Raw genomic sequence first — 21,875 nt, 5'->3', positions numbered from 1 at the left:
TTATCGACCGACCGCACCGCGCGAGATGTCCATCACCATCCGCGTGACGAGGTAGAGGCGCGGCTCGATCGAGTCGATCAGCACGTACTCGGCATCGGCCGAATGCGCGCCGTAACCCTGCAGGCCGAAACGTTCGACCACGCCGGCCTTGGTCGACAGGCCGGCGAAGGCCGCATCGGTGCCACCGCCCGCGACCTTGTCGTCGGCGGCCAGCTTGCGGTCCATCTCTGCGTAGATGCCCTGCGCGTGTTTCGCCAGCGCCATCGATGCCGCGCTCGATTCGAGCGGCGGACGGCGACGCTCGAACTTCACCTCGACCTTGGCATCGGGGATCAGCTGTTTCTTCGCGCGCTCGTTGATTTCCTTCTCGACACGGTCGTAGTCGGCGACCTTGGTCACGCGCACGTCGGCACCGGCTGTCGCAGTCGCGGGAATCACGTTGCGATTGGTGCCAGCCTGCGCGACGGTCCAGTTCATCTTGAGCCCGGTCGATGGGTCGGACAGATCGCGCATCTGCAGCACCTGGTGCGCCATCTCGTAGAACGCGTTCACGCCCTTTTCCGGCGCCGATCCGGCATGCGACGCCTTGCCCTGCACCTTGAGTGAGACCGAGCCGATGCCTGCGGTCGCGAGCGACAGCTTGTCTTCGGTGACGTACGAACCTTCATGCGACAGCACCGCATCCTGCTGGCTGCCGAGCTGCGTGATGAGCGCACGCGAACCCGGCGAGCTGATCTCCTCGTCGGCGTTGATCAGCACGGTCAGCGTGCCGTATTCCTTGAAGTCGAGCTGCTTGAGCATCGCCAGCGAATGCAGGATGACGGCGATGCCCTGCTTGTCGTCCGCGATAGCCAGACCGAAAGCCTTGTCGCCCTCGATGCGGAACGGCTGCTTTGCGAGCATGCCGGGCTGGTACACGGTGTCCATGTGCGCGATCAGCATGATGTTCTTGGTGCCGGTGCCCTTGAACGTCGCCTTGACGATCTTGCCCAGCTTCTCCGGCGTGTCTTCCATGCGGTAGACATCAGGCGATGCAGCGCTGCCGGGCTCGATCAGCTCGACCTGACCGCCGAGCGCACGCAGACGTTCGGCGATGAGGTTGGCGATCTTGTCGAGCCCCGGCAGGTCGCGGCTGCCGGATTCGATGCCGACCAGTTGCGAGAGCGAATCGAGCAGCGGCTGCTTCTCCCTGGCTGCCAGCGCGGCGATGCGCGCATCGGGCGCGGCCATCGCGGAGGGCGCAACTGCGATCGCAGCAATGGAAACGATGGCAAGCGTCGCGGCTGCGGCGAGTCGATGGAGGGGATGCACGGTCATTGTCTGAAAAGTCCTGAGAGATATCTGCAAAAAAAACTGCTGCGCGGTCAATGCGCCTTGTCCCAGTTGGGCCCGACACCCAATTCGGCCAGCAACGGAACCTTGAGTTCGGCGACGCCGGCCATCAGGCGCGGAATCTCGGAGCGCACCCAATCGATCTCGGCCTCGGGCACTTCGAACACCAGTTCGTCGTGCACCTGCATGATCATCTTCGTGGCGCGCTTCTCTTCGTCCAGCACGTTCTGTACCTTGACCATGCTGAGCTTGATCAGGTCGGCTGCCGTGCCCTGCATCGGCGCGTTGATGGCTGCACGTTCGGCACCGCCGCGACGCGGGCCGTTCGGCGAATTGATCTCGGGCAGGTAGAGCCGGCGACCGAACACCGTCTCGACGTAGCCCGTTTCCTTGGCGCTCTGGCGCGTCTCGTCCATGTAGCGCTTCACGCCCGGATAGCGTGCGAAGTAGCGGTCGATGTACGACGCTGCGGCCTTGGTCTCGATGCCGAGGTTCTTCGCCAGACCGAAGCTGCTCATGCCGTAGATCAGGCCGAAGTTGATGACCTTCGCATACCGGCGCTGTTCGCTCGACACCTGGTCGACCGCAGTGCCGAACACCTCCGACGCGGTCGCACGATGCACGTCGATGCCTTCGGTGAAGGCCCGCAGCAGCGATTCGTCGCCGCTGATGTGCGCCATGATTCGAAGCTCGATCTGCGAATAGTCGGCGCTTGCGATCACGCTGCCCGCCGGCGCCACGAAAGCTTCGCGCACGCGCCGGCCTTCGGCGGTCTTCACCGGGATGTTCTGCAGGTTGGGATCGTTGCTGCTCAGGCGCCCGGTCACCGCCACGGCTTGCGCATAGTGCGTGTGGACCCTGCCGGTGCGCGGATTCGCCAGCTGCCCGAGCTTGTCGGTGTAGGTGCCCTTGAGCTTCGAAAGGCCGCGATGTTCGAGGATCTTGGCCGGCAGCGGATAGTCGTCGGCCAGCTTCTCCAGCACTTCTTCGTCGGTGCTCGGCGCGCCGCTTGGCGTCTTCTTGATGACCGGCAGGCCGAGCTTGGTGAAGAAGATCTCGCCGATCTGCTTCGGGCTGCCGAGGTTGAACGGCTGGCCGGCGAGCTCGTAGGCCTCCGTCTCCAGTTCCATGATCCGCGTGCCGAGCGCATGGCTTTGTGTGGCGAGCGTCGGGGCATCGATCAGCACGCCGTTGCGCTCGATGCGGTAGAGCGCCTCGCTGCTGTCCATCTCCAGCTGGTAGATGTAATGCAGCTTATCGTCGGCCTGCACCTGGGGCCATAGCACCCGATGCACGTCGAGCGTCTGGTCGCTGTCCTCGCACGAATACTCGGCAGCCTTTTCGATCGAGACCTGGCTGAACGGTATCTGCTTGGCTCCCTTGCCGCACAGATCCTCGTAGTCGATGCCGCTGCGACCCAGATGCCGTTCGGCCAGGCTCGCGAGACCGTGCGGCCTGTGGACCTCGAGCACGTAGCTCTGCAGCATGGTGTCGTGCGCGTAGCCCTGCACTTCGATGCCGTGGTTGGCCAGCACATGGCGGTCGTACTTGACGTGCTGGCCGAGCTTCTTGCGCGCACCGTTCTCGAACCACGGCTTCATGCGCGCGAGCACTTCGTCGCGCGGCAGTTGCGCCGGTGCATCCGGATAGTCGTGCGTCAGCGGAATGTAGGCGGCTTCGCCGGGCGTCACGCTGAAACTCAGGCCGACGATCTCCGCACGCATCGCGTCGAGCGACGTGGTTTCCGTATCGACCGCCACCAGGTCGGCGGCCTCGATCTTCGCCAGCCACGCATCGAACATTTCCCAGGTCAGCACGGTGTCGTAGGCGAGGTTCGACACCTTCTCGGCGGCCTCCTCGGCACTCGGTTCGTCGAACAGGTCGCCGCTGGCTTCGGGGCCTTTCTTCTTCTTGTTCTGCTCCAGCATCTCGGGCGGCACGGCGTGCGCTTCGAGCGTCCTGACCAGGCTCTTGAAGCCGTATTGCTCGTAGAACGCCTTGAGCGCATCGACCTGCTGCGGCCCGATGGCGATGCCGTCGAGTGACGGCAGGCCGACGATGTGCTCGCCCAGATCGCAATCGGTGCGGATCGTCACCAGCCGCCGGCCCTGCGGCAGCCAGTCGAGCGCCTTTCGCAGGTTCTCGCCGGCCTGGCCCTTGATCTCGCCTGCGCTGGCAACCAGCGCGTCGAGCGATCCGTACTGCAGCAGCCACTTGGCGGCGGTCTTCGGGCCGACCTTGTCGACGCCCGGCACGTTGTCGACCGTGTCGCCGACCAGCGTCTGGTAGTCGACCATCAGCGATGGCGGCACGCCAAATTCGGCCGTGACGCCGGCCACGTCACGCTTCTTGCCGTTCATGGTGTCGATGATCGTGATGTGCTCGTCGACCAGCTGGCTCATGTCCTTGTCGCCGCTGGAAACGATCACTTCGATGCCCTGCAGCGCGGCGGTCTTGGCCAACGTGCCGATCACGTCGTCGGCCTCGACCAGCGGCACGTGCAGCACCGGCCAGCCGAGAAGGCGCACGACCTCGTGGATCGGCGGAATCTGGTTGCGCAGGTCGTCGGGCATCGGCGAGCGGTTGGCCTTGTACTCGGGATACCAGTCGTCGCGGAAGGTCTTGCCGGGCGCATCGAAGACGCAGGCGGCGTAGTCGGCGCGCACCTCGCGGCGCAGCGCCTGCATCATGTTGATCATTCCGCGGATCGCGCCGGTGGCCGGGCTCGCCGGATCGCCGGGAACGGCCCGCAGGTCGGGCATGGCGTGGAAGGCACGGTAGAGATAGCTCGATCCGTCGACGAGCAGCAGCGTTTTCTTGTCGGTCATCGGGGCATTTTGCCCGCGCGACCGAGCCGCCCCATACGAACGACGTACGCCCCTTCACGACATGGCGTCCCGTTGCGCACCGACAGCGCGTCGCGAGGGAGCGCACCTACAATTGCTTCATGGCCTCCAACACTTCTTCCCTCGTCCGCCACGCGCTGCTGGCAACCGTTTTTTGCGCCGTTGCCGGCGCGGCTTCGGCACAGACCGCGGCATTGCCTTCGCAGCAACCCGCTGCGCAGGCCGCGCCAGTGGAATCGGCGCCGGGCGAGGGAAAGCGGAACCAGAAGATCGAACGCATTCACGTCGAAGACAGCGGCGCGACCGTCGACGAGGTCCGCTACGGTGGGCAGACGCAAAGCATCACGGTTCAACCCAAGGCCAACGTTCCCTCGTACGAGGTGTTGCCGAACGACGGTGGGCGCGAACGCCAGGGGCAGACCGAGACCAGCAGCGGCGGCAACGGCCCCCGCGTCTGGAACCTGATGAAGTTCTGAGCGGCGTGGCGGTCTACACCGACGTCGGTTTCGACGAAGCGAACGCGCTCGTTCAACGCCTGGGCCTTGGGGCCCTTCGGTCGTTGAAGGGCATACAGGGCGGCATAGAGAACACCAACTACTTCGCCAGTACCGAGAAGGGCGAATACGTGCTCACGCTGTTCGAGCGCCTCGGTGCGGATCAGTTGCCGTATTACCTCTGTCTGATGAAGCATCTGGCGGCAAAGGGCATTCCGGTACCGGAGCCGGTCGCCGACCCCGAAGTGATGCCTTCCGACGGCCATCCGCTGACGTTTGCAACGGACATGCCCTGCGAGCTACTGCATATCGTCGCCGGCAAACCGGCGGCTGTGGTGCAGCGCCTCGGCGGCCATAGCGAGCTCTCGCCGACGGCAGCCCACTGCTCAGAACTCGGCGGCTGGCTCGCGCGCATGCATCTGGCGGGACGCGATTTTTCGCGCGTGCAACCCAATCTTCGCGGGCTGGACTGGTGGAACGACACGGCGCCGGTCGTGCTCCCGCATCTCGATTCCTCGCAGGCCGCGCTGCTGCGCAGCGAACTGGCCTACCAGAACCACATTGCGGCATCTTCGACTTACGCAGCGCTGCCTCGCGGACCGGTGCATGCCGATCTGTTCCGCGACAACGCGATGTTCGCCGCGCCCGACACACCCGACACGCCTGCCGGCACCCCTCGGCTGAGCGGTGTGTTCGACTTCTATTTCGCCGGCACCGACACCTGGCTGTTCGACCTGGCAGTTACCCTCAACGACTGGGCCGTCGACCTGCCGACCGGCGCACCGCACGCCGCACGCGCCACCGCCCTGCTCGACGCCTACATGACGTTCCGCCCGCTCCACGGCGCCGAGCGCGCACTGCTGCCCGCCATGCTGCGTGCGGCAGCGCTGCGTTTCTGGATCTCGCGGCTTTGGGACTTCTACCTGCCGCGCGAAGCCAGCATGCTCAAGGCGCATGACCCGACCCATTTCGAGCGCGTGCTGCGTCATCGCGCCGCTGCGCCTGCCGCAATCGCCGCAATGAGCCCACACGCATCCCAGCCGATCACGGCCTGAACGGAACCGATGAAACTCAACCTCGTCCCGGCGCGCAATGGCGCAGCCTGGGTCCGCCAGGGCCTCCAGGCCTTCGCCAAGCGACCGCTGGCCTTCGTGTCGCTGTTCTTCTTCTTCATGGCGGTGGTGTCTATCGCATCGCAGGTGCCGCTGGTCGGTACCGTGATCGCGCTCATGCTGTTGCCGACGATGACGCTGGGACTCATGGCGGCTGCGGCGGCGACATCCGATGTCACGCCGGATGGGCAGAAGCCAGCCGCTGCTGCCGTATTTCTGGCTTCGTTGAGCGCCGTGCGCTCGGATGTCAAGCCGATGCTGGTGCTAGGCGCTCTCTATGCGGTGCTGTTCCTGTCCGTCATGGGCCTGTCGGCGCTGGTGGACGGCGGGCAGTTCGCCCGCGTCTACCTGCTGGGCGAGACCATCAACCGCGAACTGGCCGAGAGTGGCGAATTCCAGGCAGCGCTCTGGCTCGCCATGGCGCTCTACCTGCCGCTGTCCTTGGCCTTCTGGCATGCGCCCGCGCTCGTTCACTGGCACAAGGTGCCGCCGGCCAAGAGCCTGTTCTTCAGCCTCGTCGCATGCGTCCGCAACTTCAGCGCCATGGCGGTCTACGGGCTGACCTGGGTGGCAGTCTTCGTCGGCGCCGGTATCGTGCTGAGCCTGATCGCCACGCTGCTGGCAGCCGCCGGCATTTTCGGTGGCGAAGGCGCAGGTGCGGCCGGCGGCGCGATGATGGTCGGCGGCGCGCTGATCATGGCGACCATGTTCTTCACCAGCACCTGGTTCACTTTCCGCGACAGCTTCCAGGACTGACTGCTTCAGACCGGCGTCAGTTTCGCCACCGAAAGCGCCAGCCACTTCACGCCGTGGCGCGGGAAGTTGATCTGCGCTCTGGCGTCGTCGCCGACGCCTTCCAGCGCCAGCACCGCGCCCTCGCCGAACTTGTTGTGGAACACCTGCATCCCGACGCGCAAGCCATGCGACGGCGCGGCCTTTTGCGGCGGCACGGGCGGGCTGGCGAATGAATCCTTGCTGAAGCCGGTGCTGGCGCCGCCGCCTGCGCTTCGCGTGGTGGCATAGCCGCCGCCATAGCCGAAGGCAGACGGCGCAAAACCCTGATTCTTCGGCGTCAGCCATTTCAGCGCTGCTTCGGGCAGTTCTTCGTAAAAACGACTCTTCAGGTTGTAGCGCGTCTGGCCGTGCAGCATGCGCGTCTGCGAATGGCTCATGTACAGACGCTGACGCGCCCGCGTGATGGCCACATACATCAAACGGCGCTCTTCCTCGAGCCCGTCGTGATCGCTCATCGAGTTCTCGTGCGGGAACAGGCCTTCTTCCATGCCGGTGATGAAGACGCAATCGAACTCCAGCCCCTTGGCCGCATGAACCGTCATGAGCTGCACGGCGTCCTGACCGGCCTGCGCCTGGTTGTCGCCCGATTCCAGCGCGGCGTGCGTGAGGAAGGCTGCGAGCGGACTCAGCGTCTCGCCGGTTTCGGCATCGGGCGCGAGTTCCATGACTTCGTCGAGCACCGGCAGATTCGGATTCAATCCCTGGCTGACCAGCGATTGCCGCAACTCGTCGATCGGCAATGCAACCGCGTCGCGGCCGAAGCCTTCCTGCGTCACGAAGCTTTCGGCGGCGTTCACGAGTTCTTCCAGATTCTCGATCCGGTCGGCGCCTTCGCGATCGGCCTTGTAGTGCTCGATCAGCCCGCTGTGGTCGAGCACCAGCTCGATGATCTCCCGCAGCGAAACGCCTTCGGTCTGCTCGCGCAGCACGTCGATCTTGGCCACGAAGGCAGTCAGGTTGCCGCCGGCCTTGCCGCCGACCGCGCTCACCGCGTCGTGCATCGACTTGCCCGACGCGCGAGCCGCATCCTGCAACACCTCGATGCTGCGAGCGCCGATCCCGCGCGGCGGGAAGTTGACGATCCGCAGGAAGCTGGTGTCGTCGTCCTTGTTCTCGATCAGTCGCAGGTACGCGAGCGCGTGCTTGATCTCGGCACGCTCGAAGAAGCGCAGTCCGCCGTAGACGCGGTACGGCACCGACGCATTGAACAGCGCGGTCTCTATCACCCGGCTCTGTGCATTGCTGCGGTAGAGCACGGCAATTTCCTTGCGCGAAATGCCTTCGCGCACCAGCTGCCGCATCTCCTCGACCATCCATTGCGCCTCGGCGAAATCGCTGGTCGACTCGTACACGCGCACCGGTTCGCCCGGCCCCTGCTCGGTGCGCAGGTTCTTGCCGAGGCGATTGGTGTTGTGGCTGATCAGCGCATTGGCCGAGTCGAGGATGTTGCTGAAGCTGCGGTAGTTCTGCTCCAGCTTGATCTGCCGCTGCACGCCGAACTCGCGCACGAAATCCGCCATGTTGCCGACGCGCGCACCGCGGAACGCGTAGATGCTCTGGTCGTCGTCGCCGACCGCGATCACGCTGTTTCCGGCGCCGGGAACGAAGCGCCCGCCTTCGACCATCTTGCCCGAGAGCATCTTGATCCATGCGTACTGGAGCTTGTTGGTGTCCTGGAATTCGTCGATCAGGATGTGCCGGAAGCGCCGCTGGTAGTGCTCGCGCACCGCATCGTTGTCGCGCAGCAGTTCGTAGCTGCGCAGCATCAGCTCGCCGAAATCGACCACGCCTTCGCGCTGGCACTGCTCTTCGTACAGCTGATACAGCTCGACCTTCTTGCGGTCGTCGTCGCTGCGCACTTCGATGTCGCGCGGACGATCGCCGTTTTCTTTCGCACCGGCGATGAACCATTGCGTCTGCTTGGCCGGGAAGCGCTCGTCGTCGACGTTGTATTGCTTCATCAGCCGTTTGATGGCGGAAAGCTGGTCCTGCGTGTCGAGGATCTGGAAGGTCGAGGTGAGGTTCGCCAGCTTCCAGTGCGCGCGCAGAAAACGGTTGCACAGGCCGTGGAACGTGCCGATCCACATGCCGCGCGCGTTCACCGGCAGCATCGAGGTCAGCCGCGTGACCATCTCCTTGGCCGCCTTGTTGGTAAAGGTCACGGCCAGCACGCCGCCTGGCGACACCTGCCCGGTCTGCAGCAGCCAGGCGATGCGCGTGGTCAGCACCCGCGTCTTACCGGAACCGGCACCGGCGAGGATCAGCGCATTGCCGTCCGGCAGCGTGACGGCGGCGAGCTGCTCGGGATTGAGGTTGGCAAGCAGCGGCGAAGCTGCGGCGGCCGCATGGGCCGCGCCGGTGGAGGGAGCGCCTGAAGACAGGGCGCTGGCGTCGTGCGAGCCGAAAAGAGACATCGGGCCATTGTAGAAAGTCATGGCACCGGGCGCTTCGGCCGGACTATTCGCTTCAGGCGCTTCCATGATCTGCGTCAAGGCGCAATCCGCATCGAACGATGAGACTTTGATCCAGCAACCGGCCTCGTGCGCCGGTCAATCACCGGAGAAGAAATCATGCGTCCCGTCATCCATCAATTCGCAGCGCTCGGCGCCGCAGTCTCGCTCTCTGCGCTGGCGGTCTTCGCACCCGCAGCCGCATCGGCGCAGGAGACGCAAGGCGACTGGCTCGTGCGCGCACGAGCGGTGCGCCTCGACCCCGCAAATCATTCGACCGCCATTGGCGCGCTGGCCGTGCCGTCGGATGCCATCACCGTCAATTCGAAGACGATCCCAGAGATCGACGTCACTTACTTCTTCACGCCAAACATCGCGGCCGAATTGGTGTTGACGGTGCCGCAGAAGCAGCATGTGACGATCGAGCAAAGCGCACTCGGCGGACCGGTCGACATCGGCACCTTCAGGCATCTGCCGCCGTCACTCCTGCTGCAGTACCACTTCATTCCGAACGGCACGTTCCGCCCCTATGTAGGCGCCGGACTGAACTTCACGCGCATCAGCTCGACGCGGCTTTCGGTGCCGACCGTCGGAGAGTTGCAACTCGAACACAATAGCTTCGGCCTCGCGTTGGGCGCAGGCGTCGACATCGCTATCGCAAAGAACGTCTTCCTCAACTTCGATGTGAAGAAGCTGCAGATCCGCACCGACGTGAAGCTGGCCGGCACCACGCTGTCGACGGTCAAGGTCGACCCGTGGCTGATCGGCGTGGGCATCGGCTACCGGTTCTGAAAGTTCGGCCGATATTGATATAAGGTTTATACGAGAGCAGCGACCGACAGCCGGTGCGGGCTGCCTAGAATCGACAACCGGGCCCAAGTTTCTTGTCGCCCGGTTTTTTTTTGGATCCCATGCAGATCTTCGACTACGACAACATCCTGCTGCTCCCGCGCAAATGCCGCGTGGAAAGCCGCTCTGAATGCGACGCCAGCGTCTCGCTCGGTGGCCGCAGTTTCCGCCTGCCGGTGGTCCCCGCCAACATGAAGACCGTGGTCGACGAGACCATCAGTCTGTGGCTGGCGAAGAACGGCTATTTCTACGTCATGCACCGCTTCGATCTCGACAACGTCGCGTTCGTCGGACGCATGCATGCGCAAGGCGCTTTCGCATCGATCTCGCTTGGCGTGAAGAAGCCGGACTACGACACCGTCGACACGCTTGCCGCCGCCGGCCTGACCCCCGAATACATCACCATCGACATCGCACACGGCCATGCCGACAGCGTGAAGAACATGATCGGCTACCTAAAGCAGAAGCTGCCGAAGTCGTTCGTGATCGCGGGCAACGTCGGCACACCGGAAGCCGTCATCGACCTGGAGAACTGGGGCGCTGACGCGACCAAGGTCGGCATCGGTCCGGGCAAGGTCTGCATCACGAAGCTCAAGACCGGTTTCGGCACCGGCGGATGGCAGCTGAGCGCGCTCAAGTGGTGCGCGCGCGTGGCAACGAAACCGATCATTGCGGACGGCGGCATCCGCGACCACGGCGACATCGCCAAGAGCGTGCGATTCGGCGCGTCGATGGTGATGATCGGTTCGCTGTTCGCAGGGCACGAAGAGTCGCCGGGCAAGACGGTCGAAGTCGACGGCACGCTCTACAAGGAATACTACGGCTCGGCCAGCGACTACAACAAGGGCGAGTACAGGCATGTCGAAGGCAAGCGCATCCTGGAGCCGGTCAAGGGCAAGCTGGCCGATACGCTGATCGAGATGGAGCAGGACGTGCAGAGTTCCATCAGCTATGCCGGCGGCAAGGCGCTGATGGACATCCGCAAGGTCAACTACGTCACGCTCGGCGGCGACAACGCGGGCGAACACCTGCTGATGTGAAGCGTTGCTGCTTCACCTTGAAAGCAGCTCCATCGCGCGACCGTGCAGCGCATGTTCCGGATCGGCCAGCGCATCGACGACGCTGAAGTGATGCAGGCCGGGCAAGGCTTCGCATACCGGCACGCGCTCCGCACCCCATGCGGCGCGGATCAGCATGTTCTGGCGCACGAACTCGTCGCTCTCGTTCTCTCCGACGACGGCGAACAGCTCTCCCCTGTTCGGTGCCTTCCATGACGCGGGACTTGCACGCTTCGCATCCGCATCGATCAGCCGCAGCGAATCGCCGAGGAACGGCGTCTTGCGCAGCGGACGCAGGTCGTAGAGGCCGGATACGGCGAGCGCATTGCGCACCAGATCTGCCGGCAGATCGGGCGCCACGCTTTTCCAGTCGCAGGCCAACAGCATCGCAGCCAGATGGCCGCCCGCCGAGTGGCCGGCGACTGTGATGCGCGACGGGTCGCCGCCGTGTTCGGCGATGTGGCGCCAGGTCCATGCCAGCGCCTGCACCAGCCGCAACGCGATGTCCGGAATCGTCACCGGATGCGCGTCGGTGCCGGGGCACAGCGGGTAATTAGGCATCACGACGCAGACGCCCTTCTGCGTGAAGGCGGGCGCGATGAAGCTGTGGTCGCGCTTGTCGAGCGATCGCCAGTAGCCGCCGTGGACGAAGACGAGCACCGGTGCGTTCGATGCGTTCGATGCGTTCGAGGGGAAAACGTCGAGCACTTCGCGAGGGCCGTCGCCATAACGGACGTCGATCTGCGACTTCCTGGCCGCTGCCCTCGCGGCAGAGGACATGCGCGCCCAGTTTTCGAGGAACTCCGGATGCTCAGGGACGAGCGCCCGGTTGTTGTACATGCGGTCGTGCCAGTCTTTGGTCTTCGATTTCATGACTTGTGATCCGTACTTTCACGCATCGAGCGTCAGATGCTGGCCGTGCAACGCAGCCGCCCCACCGGAAACCAGGAACGCGATCGTCTCGGCGGCGACCACCGTCGACACCCACTCTGCCGGATTGGCGTCGGGCATGGCCTGACGATTGGCCGGCGTGTCGAGCACGCTCGGCGCGATGCTGTTGACGGCAATGCCGTGCGGCGCGAGTTCCGCCGCCATGGATTCGACCAGCCGCTGCAACGCGCTCTTCGATGCGATGTAGGCAGACATCTGCGCGGCGCCGCGCGATGCGCTCTTTGCTGTCACCGCGACGATGCGGCCCGAGCCACGCGCAACCATCGCCGGTGCCAGCGCCTGCGTCACGGCGACGAACGACCAGGCATTGAGGTCCATCATCCGGTCCCATGCCGCGCGAGTCGTTTCATGCACCGCCTCGCCCATCTCGAAACCGCCTGCGATGTGCACGACCGCATCGACGTGCTTGAATGCGCCGACGATCTGCTGCGCGGACTCCTTCATGCGCTCGACGGAAGTCACGTCGCTCGCGATCAGGAGATGGGCGGAATTGGCCAGGCCCGGGAACGCCTCGTCGAGCTGGTTGGCGCTGTGACCCATCAACGCGAGCCGTGCGCCCTGCGCGAGAAAGTGCTGGGCGACGGCTTTGCCGAGTGCGCCTGAAGCGCCGGTGATCACGATGTGCAGCGGCTCGGGTTTGGTTGGGATCATGGTTTTTCCAGCTTGAAGATGGACGATCCTAAGCGGGTGTGTTTTCTGTGGCTATAATCGTGGGATTGCCTGATATGACAGAAATGTTCATCAGGGGCTCTTAGCTCAGTTGGTAGAGCAGCGGACTCTTAATCCGTAGGTCGAGTGTTCGAGTCACTCAGGGCCCACCACCAACAAGCCCGCAAGGGAACCAAAAGCCTGCTATTCAACCGATAGCAGGCTTTTTTCATGGGCGGTCGTCACCGCCCGCAATCACTCGATGAAGAAATCGACCTTGCCGTCGTCCAGGTCGTAGCGCGCGCCGACCACCATCAGCTTGCCCGCCTTCATCGGATCGACCAGCGCCGGCTCCCCGCTGCGCAGCCGCTCGACCGTGCGGCGCACGTTCTCGCGCACGGCGCCGTCGAGCAGGTCTTCGCCCGACTTCGCACCCATCGCCTTTGCCTTGAGCACGGCAGGAATGATCGGCTCGACCATTCGGCCGACACTGCCCGGATAGACCGTGTTCTTCTCCACCACCGACACGGCTGCTTCCACCGCACCGCAACGCTCATGGCCGAGCACGATGATCAGCGGCACGTTCAGCACCTGCACCGCGTACTCGATGCTGCCCAGCGCGACCGTGTCGATGGTGTTGCCGGCGTTGCGGACGATGAAGAGTTCGCCCAGGCCGGTGTCGAAAAGCACTTCGGGCGACACGCGGCTGTCGGAACAGCCGACCAGCACCGCGAACGGCACCTGCGCCCGGGCGATGGCCAGGCGGCGGGCGCTGTCGCGCATCGTCTTCAGCGTGGGTTTGTCGGCGAGAAAGTCGGCATGGCCCTGCTTTAGCTTGCCGAGCGCCTGCGCGGGCGTCATGTCGGTCTTGACGACATCCGCGGCATGGGACGACATGGCGCCCAGGCTGGCGGCCATGCCGAGGGCGCCATAGCCGAGACGGAAAAAGGACCTGCGGGACGGTTCGTTGGGGTACATGGATGCTCCTGTTTGATGTGTCGAAAACGAGCGCGATCCTAATTGCCGCAACGCGGAAAAGTTCCCGGTTTCCGCGATGGCTCCCCGCCGCCAAGGACATCGGAAAAAGAGTGTCCGGTATCTGCTAGGCGAAGTCGGCCAAGCAGGCCGGCTTCAGAGATCGATCTTCACGCCCGCCCGGACCGTTCGCGCCGCTCCCACGGCCAGACGCGTTCCCGCGGCAGCCCAATAGCGCTTGTCGGTAGCGTTCTCGACGTTGATCTGCCACACCGTCCGCTTGCCCAGGACCACCGCTTCGTAGCGTGCGCCGAGCCCGAAGGTGGTGAAGCCGCCGACGAAGGCCTGGTTGAGGTCGTCGACCGGGCGGCGACCGGTGTAGTACGCGCCGCCGTTCACCGAGAGCCCCGGCGCCGTGGCGATGTCGTATGAGAGAAACATGCTGGCCGTCCGCCTGGCCGTGTTTTCCGGTCTCTTGCCGTTGTAGAGCGCGGAGATGTCGCGAAACTCGGCATCGAGCCAGGTGGCCGACGTCTGCCACGACAGCGCGCGCGTCAGACGGCCCTGCGCCGAGACTTCAAGCCCCTGGTAGCGCTGATTGCCGCTGGCGACGAAAGTGTTCGCGCCGTTGGTGTAGGCGCCGGGACGCTCGATGTCGAACACGGCGGTCGACAGCAGCGTGCCGGTCGGCGTCAGCCAGCGCAGGCCGACTTCCTTCTGCTTGCTGATGCCCGGCGCCAGGCGGTTGTTCTGGTTGACGGTGCCCGTGGGCGCCACGTCGCCCTCCTCGACGCCCTGGGAATACGAGACATATGTCGCCAGGTCGGGCGTGAACTTGTAGGTCAGCGCGGCCAGCGGCGTGGTCTTCTTGACGTCGTAAGCGATCAGCGGCAGCGTCGCGCTCGGTTGCTGGCTGCTCTCATAGCGCGTATGACGCACTCCGGCGACGAGTTGCCATTGCGGCGAGAAGGTGATGCGGTCGAGCGCGTACAGACCGAGTTCGTCGCTGTCCTGCGCGCCGGTGGTCGGCCGCGCGGGGCGCGCGCTGAGCGCCAGCGCACCGATGGCGACCGGGTCGTAGAGGTTCTGCAGCGTGGTGGCGCCGCCGTAGGTGCGCTGGTAGATCGCGTCCTGCGTCTTCTTGCTCCGCGCCGCGCCGAGGGTGAGCTCGTGCTGGATGCCCCCGGTCGACAGCGTCCCGAACAGTTCGGTGCGCAGCAGGTCGGAGCTTTGCGCGAGATCCTGCGAATTGCCGGTCAGCCGTCCTGCGCCGGTGCGCACGTTGTAGTTGCCGACGCTGGCCAGCCGGCGCGTGCGATCCGCTTCCGAACGGCCGGCTTCGACCATCAGCGCCCAGTTCGGGCTCAACGAATAGTCGGCGCGCAACTGCGCATTGGTGACATCCGCCTCGAACACGGCCCAATCCGGCGCGAGCAGCTTTTTCGGATCGGGTATCGACGGCAGCGTTATGACGCCGTTGACGGCCACCGGCCGCGTGATGCCGGCCTGCTCGGTGATTCGCTTGCGGTAGGTTTCGAAATCGGCCTTGATGTTCAGGCTGCCGTTCACGCGCCAGTCGAAGGCGGCGGACAGGAACTTGCGGCTGCCGTCCACGCCTTCAATGGGCGAGCCCAGTTCTCCACCGGCCGCGTTGATGCGCAGGCCGTACTGGTTCTCGTCGCCGAACCTGCGGCCGATGTCGATCGATGTCTGCGCCCCGCCTTGGTCGTCGACCGAGAAGCCCAGCGTGCTGACCGGCGTGTTGCCGGCGCGCTTGGTCACGAAATTGACCACGCCGGCCGGCGACGTGAAACCGTAGTACAGCGCCGAAGCGCCCTTCAGCACTTCGACCCGCTCCTTGTTTTCCAGCGGGATCTCGGAGACGTTGGGTATCGCGAGCGAGCCGTTGAGACGGTAGTTGGTGCGGTTCTCGACCGCGATGCCGCGGATCACGAGCTGGTCGAAGGTGTCTCCGCCGTTCTGCTGGCGCGTAACGCCCGCAGTGTTGCGAAGCACCTCGTAGATGCTCGCCGCGCCCTGGCGCTCAATCACGTCGCGCGTGACGATGTTGACCGTCGCGGGCACGTCCATGACGCTCGCGCCTCGAAATGTGCCCGCCTCGACCGTGTTCGGCGCGAAGCCGTTGGCACGCCGGTCCTCCACGTCGACCGTTGCCAGTTCACCGGTCGTCTGTTGCGCGCTCACGAACGGTGCGATACAGAAGGTCAAGCCCACACAAAACTTTTTCACATTTTCTCCAGCCATCGGATTCGGGAGTATATGAGAATGCTTCTCATGTAGAACCTTTCAAATCGCTAGACTTCGCGTTCTGCTTCCATCGCACCAACCCCACCGTCCATGTCGCAGGCCAAGCTCTCCATAGCCCGCGCGCATTGGCGGGACTACGTGCTGGCGCTGGTCGCCGTCCTGCTCGCCCTGGGATTGCGGTATCTGCTCAACCCGCTGCTGGGTCAGCAGGGACCGTTCCTGATCCTGTGTCTTGCCATCGTGGTGGCGGCCTTCTACGGCGGCTTCGGACCGGCGATCTTCGCCACGGTGCTGAGCACGACGATCGGCACCTGGCTCTTCATCGGACCGACCACCGGGCTCGAGGATGTATTGCAGACCGCGAACATCAGCCGCACCGTTCTTTTCCTGGTCATCGGCCTGAGCATCGCGATCATCGGCGGGCGCCTCCGGGCATCGCGCCACGAGTTGGCCGAGAGCGTGCGACAGCTGCGTGCGAGCAACCGAGCCAAGGACAACGCGATGGCCACGCTCGGCCACGAGATCCGGAATCCGCTGTCGGCACTCCACTCTGCCCAGGAAGTGCTGAGGCGCGCACCCGACGACGCGAAACGCGTGACCTGGGCCAGCGAGCTGATCGGCCGCCAGGTGTCGCAGATGACGCGAATGGCGAACGACCTGGTCGACCTGTCCGGCGTGATGCGCGGCGAATTCCTGATGGAGCCGCGTCGCATCGATCTCCGGCAGGTGCTCGAGCAGGCGCTCGAACAGAGCGGACCGCTGATCGAGAAGAAAGGACACCGCCTGCGCACCGACCTCGGCAATGCGCCCGTGGAAGTGCTCGGCGATGCGACGCGGCTGGTGCAGGTTTTCGCCAACCTGCTGAACAATGCGGCGAAATACACCGATCCCGGCGGCGAAGTCACGCTCAGCATGCGGAAAGGCGGCATGCGCGAAGTCATCGTGCGCCTTACCGACAACGGCATCGGGATGCAGCCGGGCACCATCGACGACCTGTTCGAGCCGTTCGCACAGGCGCCGGGTGCCGCCTCGAACGCCGAGGGCGGGCTGGGGCTGGGACTGGCCATCGTCCGGAAGATCGTCGAAACCCACGGCGGCACCGTGACCGCGGAAAGTCCGGGGCTCGGCCGCGGAAGCATCGTCACCGTCGTCCTGACACTGGCGTCGCCGGCCGCCGCATGAGCCTGCGTCATGCGTGTGGTCGATGCCGAATCGACGCGTTCAGATACCGACCACCGCCAACCCTTCCGCAGCCAGATGCCGCTGCGCCACGTCCACCAGATGCCGGTGGTGCGTGAAGACGATGACCTGACTCCCCGGCATGCCGTGCGTCCCCCGTGAAAACGCAGCCAGCGCCTCCAGCATCGCGCCGGAACGGCCTTCGTCGGACGTCATCAGCACGTCGTCGAAAACCACCGGCAGGTCGACTCCGGCGCTGCGGCGGATGTCCAGCGCGGCAAGGCGCAGTGCGAGATAGAGCTGGTCCAGCGTGCCTTCGCTCATTTCCTCCACCCTGATGCGCGTGCCGTTGCGCCGTTGCGCGACCAGCGCCGGCTCCTTGCCGCTGTCGTCGCTCAGCAGCCGGTCGAACTCGCCGTGGGTCATGGCGCCAAAATAGGTCGTCGCGGCCTGCAGCATCGGCCCCTGCGCACGGTCCCGGAAGCGCTTGAGCGCCTCGGCGAGCAGCGCATGGGCCAGCCGTGAACGAATCCACGGCGCCATGTCGGCGCGCACGCGGGCGGCGGCCTGTTCCATGCCTTCCCGCGCGTTGGCGGCGATGTCCGATCCGTCGATCGCATCCAGCGCCCGGCGCGTCGATTCCTCGGCGACGCGCGCCGATTGCAGCGCCGTTTCCGTCTGCGCCTCGCCCTGCGCCAGCGCGCGCTCCTCGGCATCCATGCGCGCCACGTCCCAGCCTTCGAGCGAACGCCGGAGTTCGTCGAGATCGCGCGAAGTGACTTGCGCGAGATGGTTGCGCGAGCGATCGATTTCATGCACCGCCTCGCGCTTTCGCCGCGAGTTCTCCTCGGCTTCCGGCAACAGTGCGGCCGATGCGACACCTGCGGCGACGCAGAGAGCAGCTAACGTCGCCTCATGGCGCGCGACCGTCTTGCTGTGCGCGACCAGGCTTTCCGCCGCGTTGTCTGCCGCCTGCCGCGCCAGCGTCCTACGGCGCTCGACGACTTGCGCCGCAGCGAGCCGCGCAGCCAGCGCGTCGATGCCGGCGCGCACGTCGCCCGGAGCCTTCTCGCCGATATCCGCCATGACGACACCGACAGTCTCGGACAGCAGCGCCAGCGCCTTCCGCGCCCGCAGTTCGCTGGCCTCGGCCGCCGTCAATCGCGCCTGGGCGGAGACCAGTTCGTCGAATTCCGCCAGCCGCGCTCGTGCCACGCCGACACCGGCATCGCGGGGCAGTCCGAGCGCGGTCAGGTGCACGACGAGCGAAACGGAAGCCGCCTCCAGCGCTGCCGACAGCACTTCGCGGCGCGCCAGATGCAGACGCGTCGCGCGCTCCCGCTGCACCTGCTCGCCGCGTGCCGCGTCGGCTGCCTTTTCGCGCTGGCGAAAGCTTTCTTCCAGTGCGGCGGCCATCGCGGCCAGCATCGGCAGAGATGCGCCGTCGCTCGGCGCAGCACCGCCGACGGCGGGAGTCGCATTGGCCAGGGCTTGGGCCAATGCATCCGCCAACGCATCCGCCAGCGTGCGTTCGGCCACGAGCGTTTCTTCCAGTTCATCGCGCAACGCCTGCCGCTGATCCAGCGCACCCTGTGCCTTGGGAACCAGAACCTCCCATTCGCGCATCGCGGCAGGCGGCAGCGGCGGCAAATTGTTCTCCGTCAGCAGGCGCTGCCAGTCTTCGGTACGGCGGCTGTCGGCGGCCGCAATGTCGGCGAGCTGCTGCACCAGCGCGGCGCGGTCCCGTTCGAGATTCGCGATCTCGCGCTTCACCGCCTGCAGCGCCGACGATCGCGCCGTGTCGCCGGCCAGTTCGTCGACCAGGCGATCGGCTTCCTGGACGGCATCGACGTACGCGAGCGGCAACGCGCGTCCGGCTGCAAAACCGTCGTTGTCGGTGCTGAAAAGATCGCGGGCCGGCACAGTGCGCTCTATATATGTGTCGCGCACCAGCGCCCAGCCGATTTCCCTGCGATCGCGCGCCGCCCGCACGTCGTCGCGCGTTGCCGGCGCGCCGTCGGCGAGCAGCTTTTCCTGTCGCCCGGCGGCATCCGCCAGCGCTGTGGAGATGTCGTCGACGCGCAGGGCCAGGCCGTCGCGTCGAACGGTGCTGGCGCCCTCTTCCTTCAGCGCGAGGTCGATCTGCGACGGCAACAGCGGCCGGACGCGGGCCAGCGCCGACGCGTCCGCGAGCCCCAGCGCCGCGAGCGCCGCATCGGCCTGGCGCTCGGCAGTCCTGATGCTGCCGGGCAACGTCTTCAGCTTCTGCAGCGTCGAATCGTTGCGCGCGACTTCGGCCTGCGCGATGCGCAGCGCGGTCCGCGACTCGGCCGACGGCAACGGCTCCGCCTGCACGTCCGAGGCAGCCGCTTCCTGCCGACCGAGATCGTCGTGCTGGTCGAAGGCCTGACGCGCCGACTCGAATTGCCGGACGGCCGCCTCGATCGCGGCCCGCACGGTGCGGGACGGCGCCTGCGCAACCACATCGGATACCGCGCGCCCCGGCGCGATCTGCGCGGCGATGTCGTCGAGCAGGCGCGTCTCGCGTTCCACTTCGCCGCGGGCCTCGACGATTTCGTGCCGCTGCGGATCCACGGTTTCTGCTGCGGCCATCAGGCGCTGGATGGCGGCGCCGGCTGACAGCACGGCCGCATCCGGCAGCAGGGTTTCGAGCACCATGCGATGGCGTTCCGCCTCGGTTGTAGCCTCGCGTGCGTTGTGCAGCGCGTCGAACAGACCGCTTTCGGCTGCCGCGCGCATCGCCGCGGCGTCGGGTGCGAGCATCCGCACTGAATCGAGTTCGGCCAGCGACGCGAGTGCGGCGTCGAGCGTCGCGATCAACGGTGCCACGGCGCGCAATTCCTTCACCTGCAGCAGCGACGCCTGCGAAGCGCGACGCGACCGCTCCAGCGCCGCCAGCGCCTCCGCCGCCGTCTGGTGCTGGCGGAAAAGCTCGGCCCACTGCATCGGGCGCACCAGGCTCTTCTTGAACTCGGCGTTGCGCTCCTCATAAGTGGCGAGCGCCTGGTTGATGCGCGCATTCTTGCCGCGCGCGCCGGGCATGAAGAAGCGGCGCGCCGAATCGTCCAGCCGCGTCAGCACCTGCGGAATGCTGCGCACGCCGGCGCTGGCTTCGAACAGTGCGGCGCCGACGTCGCCCTCGCCTTCCAGCAGCGCCTTGCCGCCCTTGCGCAGCCGCGTGTGGTCGAGCGAGAACATCGATTCGTACTCCTCGCGGGTCAGCCCGCCGGTCAGCAGCGCTTCGACTTCCGCCGGCACCGGATCGCCGACGACGACGGCGCCCGAGCCGCCGCTGAAGTCCGCACGCAGCAAAGTGCCGCCGCGTCCCTTGCGCCGGACGAAACCGTGCAGGCCACCATCGCGGTCGATGAACTCGCCACCGATGCGCATGTCGGCATGCGCGTGAACGAAGTTGTCGCGGCTCTGTGCCGGAATGCCGAAACGCAGGTCGGCCATCGCGCGCAGCGTGGACGACTTGCCGGCCTCGTTCAGCCCGTGCACCAGCACGAGACCGTTGCCTTGCCGCGCCGACCCGAAATCCAGCACGCGGTCGGTAAAAGGCCCGAAAGCCAGCAGATGCAGACGCAGCAACTTCATGCGCGCGCTCCTTCGCCGAAAGTTCCCTGCATGCCCGACAACTGAGCCAGCACCGTCGCCTCGGCGTCGGCCAGCAGGCCACGCAACGTGGCGGCATCGATGGACGCGGGTGCGGCATCGAGCATCGCGCCGGGCAGGTCCTTCATGTCGCCAACCTGTTGCATGAACCAGGCGCGCAGTACCGCATCGTCTTCGCCCAGCCCATCGACCAGCCGCACGACTTCGCCGAGCGCATCGGTCCGGTCTGCGGCGGCGGCGCGGTCCATCGGCGAACGCATCGCGAGTTCGACCTGCTCGATCCAGACGTCGATGCCTTCCATGTCTTGTGTGGCGGCCTGGATCGCCGCGGCGATGGTGCCGGGCTGGTCGGCCTCGATGCGGTGCAGATCGGTCTCGCCGACGACGCGCACGCGCACGGCATGCAGCTTGTCGCTCGCCGCCCGGAACACTTCCTGCGCTTGCCGGACCACCAGCCGGCAGAGCGCATCGACATTGGCGACACCGCTCGCATCGACGGCCAGCTGGTGCCAGCGCACGACTTCCAGACCGACGAAAACCGCATCGACGATGACGCCGCCTTCGACCGTGACCAGCTCGCAACCCTTCGGCCCGGTTTCACCGACGTGCCGACCCTGCGGGTTGCCCGGGAAGACGATGCGCGGCGCCGATTCGCGCACCACTTCACGCGCATGGACGTGGCCGAGCGCGAAGTAGTCGTAGCCCTTGTCGCACAGCACGTCGATCGAGGTCGGCGCATACGGGTCGTGGCCCGCGCGGCCGGTCAGGCTGGTGTGCAGCACGCCGATGTTGAAGCGCCCCGGCAGCGGCGCCGGATACAGCGGCACCAGATCCTCGGGCACCGCGCGGTGCGGAAAGCTGCGGCCGTGCACCGCGACGCCGTGCGCCTCCAGCTCGACCGTCTCGCTCTTTGCCGCGCTGAAGACGTGGACGCCGTCGACATCCGGCAACTGCTTGGTGATCTGGCTTTCGGCGTCGTGATTTCCCTTGACGATGAACACGCGGATGCCGGCCCGGCCGAGCCTCGACATCTGGTCGCGGAAGAACAGTCCGGTACGGAAGTCGGCCCAGTTGCCGTCGTAGATGTCGCCGGCCAGCAGCACGAAGGCGACCGACTCCCGCAAAGCCAGGTCGACCAGCGCGGTCAGCGCGTGACGCGAGGCGCCGCGCAATCGCGCGACGGGCGCGCCCTCGTAGCTGTCGAGGCCGCGCAACGGGCTGTCGATGTGGAGATCGGCCGCATGGATGAATTTCATGGCGCGACGATAGCGCATGGCCCTGC

General features: G+C 65.8%; 15 protein-coding genes and 1 tRNA gene. 7 read left to right on the top strand and 9 right to left on the bottom strand.

Going from position 1 to position 21,875, the window contains the following annotated elements:
• Window positions 1-1,317, bottom strand: coding sequence for a M20/M25/M40 family metallo-hydrolase (locus ACSFA3_RS13080; RefSeq protein WP_435505871.1), 1,317 nt, complete (start codon window positions 1,315-1,317; stop codon window positions 1-3).
• 47 nt (window positions 1,318-1,364) lie between these two features.
• Window positions 1,365-4,160: a DNA polymerase I gene (gene polA, locus ACSFA3_RS13075; RefSeq protein ID WP_435505870.1), complete on the bottom strand. Its 2,796-nt coding sequence runs from the start codon at window positions 4,158-4,160 to the stop codon at window positions 1,365-1,367.
• A gap of 119 nt (window positions 4,161-4,279) precedes the next feature.
• Here polA and ACSFA3_RS13070 point away from each other — a divergent pair, with 119 nt between their 5' ends.
• The 3 genes from ACSFA3_RS13070 to ACSFA3_RS13060 are packed head-to-tail and all read left to right on the top strand — an operon-like array spanning window position 4,280 to window position 6,540.
• On the top strand, window positions 4,280-4,654 hold the full coding sequence (locus tag ACSFA3_RS13070; RefSeq protein ID WP_435505869.1) for a hypothetical protein: 375 nt from the start codon (window positions 4,280-4,282) through the stop codon (window positions 4,652-4,654).
• 5 nt (window positions 4,655-4,659) lie between these two features.
• Window positions 4,660-5,727 carry a homoserine kinase gene (locus ACSFA3_RS13065; protein ID WP_435505868.1) on the top strand — a complete coding sequence of 356 codons (1,068 nt, stop codon included), beginning with the start codon at window positions 4,660-4,662 and terminating at the stop codon, window positions 5,725-5,727.
• A gap of 9 nt (window positions 5,728-5,736) precedes the next feature.
• Window positions 5,737-6,540, top strand: coding sequence for a BPSS1780 family membrane protein (locus ACSFA3_RS13060; protein ID WP_435505867.1), 804 nt, complete (start codon window positions 5,737-5,739; stop codon window positions 6,538-6,540).
• A 5-nt stretch (window positions 6,541-6,545) separates the two neighbouring features.
• Here the strand turns inward: ACSFA3_RS13060 and ACSFA3_RS13055 are convergent, their stop codons facing one another.
• On the bottom strand, window positions 6,546-8,993 hold the full coding sequence (locus ACSFA3_RS13055) for a UvrD-helicase domain-containing protein (RefSeq protein WP_435506221.1): 2,448 nt from the start codon (window positions 8,991-8,993) through the stop codon (window positions 6,546-6,548).
• 156 nt (window positions 8,994-9,149) lie between these two features.
• Between ACSFA3_RS13055 and ACSFA3_RS13050 the strand changes: the two genes are divergently transcribed.
• A complete protein-coding gene (locus ACSFA3_RS13050) occupies window positions 9,150-9,821 on the top strand; it encodes an OmpW/AlkL family protein (RefSeq protein WP_435505866.1) in 672 nt (223 codons plus the stop codon).
• 119 nt (window positions 9,822-9,940) lie between these two features.
• Window positions 9,941-10,918: a GMP reductase gene (locus ACSFA3_RS13045; protein ID WP_435505865.1), complete on the top strand. Its 978-nt coding sequence runs from the start codon at window positions 9,941-9,943 to the stop codon at window positions 10,916-10,918.
• 12 nt (window positions 10,919-10,930) lie between these two features.
• Here ACSFA3_RS13045 and ACSFA3_RS13040 read toward each other — a convergent pair whose 3' ends face one another.
• Both ACSFA3_RS13040 and ACSFA3_RS13035 read right to left on the bottom strand, forming a co-directional pair.
• A complete protein-coding gene (locus ACSFA3_RS13040) occupies window positions 10,931-11,809 on the bottom strand; it encodes an alpha/beta hydrolase (RefSeq protein WP_435505864.1) in 879 nt (292 codons plus the stop codon).
• Between the two features lie 18 nt (window positions 11,810-11,827).
• On the bottom strand, window positions 11,828-12,538 hold the full coding sequence (locus tag ACSFA3_RS13035) for an SDR family oxidoreductase (RefSeq protein WP_435505863.1): 711 nt from the start codon (window positions 12,536-12,538) through the stop codon (window positions 11,828-11,830).
• Between the two features lie 94 nt (window positions 12,539-12,632).
• On the opposite strand from ACSFA3_RS13035, the gene ACSFA3_RS13030 reads away from it, so the two are divergent.
• Window positions 12,633-12,708: transfer RNA gene (locus tag ACSFA3_RS13030), tRNA-Lys, on the top strand.
• Window positions 12,709-12,790: 82 nt separating this feature from the next.
• Here the strand turns inward: ACSFA3_RS13030 and ACSFA3_RS13025 are convergent.
• Both ACSFA3_RS13025 and ACSFA3_RS13020 read right to left on the bottom strand, forming a co-directional pair.
• Entirely contained in the window at window positions 12,791-13,513 is a 723-nt protein-coding gene (locus tag ACSFA3_RS13025; protein ID WP_435505862.1) for a carbonic anhydrase, read from the bottom strand.
• Between the two features lie 153 nt (window positions 13,514-13,666).
• Entirely contained in the window at window positions 13,667-15,775 is a 2,109-nt protein-coding gene (locus tag ACSFA3_RS13020; RefSeq protein WP_435505861.1) for a TonB-dependent siderophore receptor, read from the bottom strand.
• A gap of 93 nt (window positions 15,776-15,868) precedes the next feature.
• Between ACSFA3_RS13020 and ACSFA3_RS13015 the strand changes: the two genes are divergently transcribed.
• Entirely contained in the window at window positions 15,869-16,960 is a 1,092-nt protein-coding gene (locus ACSFA3_RS13015; protein WP_435505860.1) for a sensor histidine kinase, read from the top strand.
• 39 nt (window positions 16,961-16,999) lie between these two features.
• Here the strand turns inward: ACSFA3_RS13015 and ACSFA3_RS13010 are convergent, their stop codons facing one another.
• Both ACSFA3_RS13010 and ACSFA3_RS13005 read right to left on the bottom strand, forming a co-directional pair.
• On the bottom strand, window positions 17,000-20,575 hold the full coding sequence (locus ACSFA3_RS13010; RefSeq protein ID WP_435505859.1) for an ATP-binding protein: 3,576 nt from the start codon (window positions 20,573-20,575) through the stop codon (window positions 17,000-17,002).
• Complete coding sequence (locus ACSFA3_RS13005; protein ID WP_435505858.1) at window positions 20,572-21,849, bottom strand: metallophosphoesterase family protein; 1,278 nt, start codon at window positions 21,847-21,849, stop codon at window positions 20,572-20,574. Before ACSFA3_RS13005 ends, ACSFA3_RS13010 begins: the two co-directional genes overlap by 4 nt.
• Window positions 21,850-21,875: the final 26 nt, after the last annotated feature.

The sequence above is a fragment of the Variovorax glucosi genome (assembly GCF_051216695.1).
Classification (GTDB): Bacteria; Pseudomonadota; Gammaproteobacteria; order Burkholderiales; family Burkholderiaceae_C; genus Variovorax.
This window is presented reverse-complemented; position numbering and strand designations above follow the sequence as displayed.

Excerpts from the sequence above, each read along its gene's own strand:
- ACSFA3_RS13080 (WP_435505871.1), bottom strand. The coding sequence starts at position 1,317 with ATGACCGTGCATCCCCTCCATCGACTCGCCGCAGCCGCGACGCTTGCC.
- polA (WP_435505870.1), bottom strand. The coding sequence starts at position 4,160 with ATGACCGACAAGAAAACGCTGCTGCTCGTCGACGGATCGAGCTATCTC.
- ACSFA3_RS13070 (WP_435505869.1), top strand. The coding sequence starts at position 4,280 with ATGGCCTCCAACACTTCTTCCCTCGTCCGCCACGCGCTGCTGGCAACC.
- ACSFA3_RS13060 (WP_435505867.1), top strand. The coding sequence starts at position 5,737 with ATGAAACTCAACCTCGTCCCGGCGCGCAATGGCGCAGCCTGGGTCCGC.
- ACSFA3_RS13055 (WP_435506221.1), bottom strand. The coding sequence starts at position 8,993 with ATGTCTCTTTTCGGCTCGCACGACGCCAGCGCCCTGTCTTCAGGCGCT.
- ACSFA3_RS13050 (WP_435505866.1), top strand. The coding sequence starts at position 9,150 with ATGCGTCCCGTCATCCATCAATTCGCAGCGCTCGGCGCCGCAGTCTCG.
- ACSFA3_RS13045 (WP_435505865.1), top strand. The coding sequence starts at position 9,941 with ATGCAGATCTTCGACTACGACAACATCCTGCTGCTCCCGCGCAAATGC.
- ACSFA3_RS13040 (WP_435505864.1), bottom strand. The coding sequence starts at position 11,809 with ATGAAATCGAAGACCAAAGACTGGCACGACCGCATGTACAACAACCGG.
- ACSFA3_RS13035 (WP_435505863.1), bottom strand. The coding sequence starts at position 12,538 with ATGATCCCAACCAAACCCGAGCCGCTGCACATCGTGATCACCGGCGCT.
- ACSFA3_RS13025 (WP_435505862.1), bottom strand. The coding sequence starts at position 13,513 with ATGTACCCCAACGAACCGTCCCGCAGGTCCTTTTTCCGTCTCGGCTAT.
- ACSFA3_RS13020 (WP_435505861.1), bottom strand. The coding sequence starts at position 15,775 with ATGGCTGGAGAAAATGTGAAAAAGTTTTGTGTGGGCTTGACCTTCTGT.
- ACSFA3_RS13015 (WP_435505860.1), top strand. The coding sequence starts at position 15,869 with ATGTCGCAGGCCAAGCTCTCCATAGCCCGCGCGCATTGGCGGGACTAC.
- ACSFA3_RS13010 (WP_435505859.1), bottom strand. The coding sequence starts at position 20,575 with ATGAAGTTGCTGCGTCTGCATCTGCTGGCTTTCGGGCCTTTTACCGAC.
- ACSFA3_RS13005 (WP_435505858.1), bottom strand. The coding sequence starts at position 21,849 with ATGAAATTCATCCATGCGGCCGATCTCCACATCGACAGCCCGTTGCGC.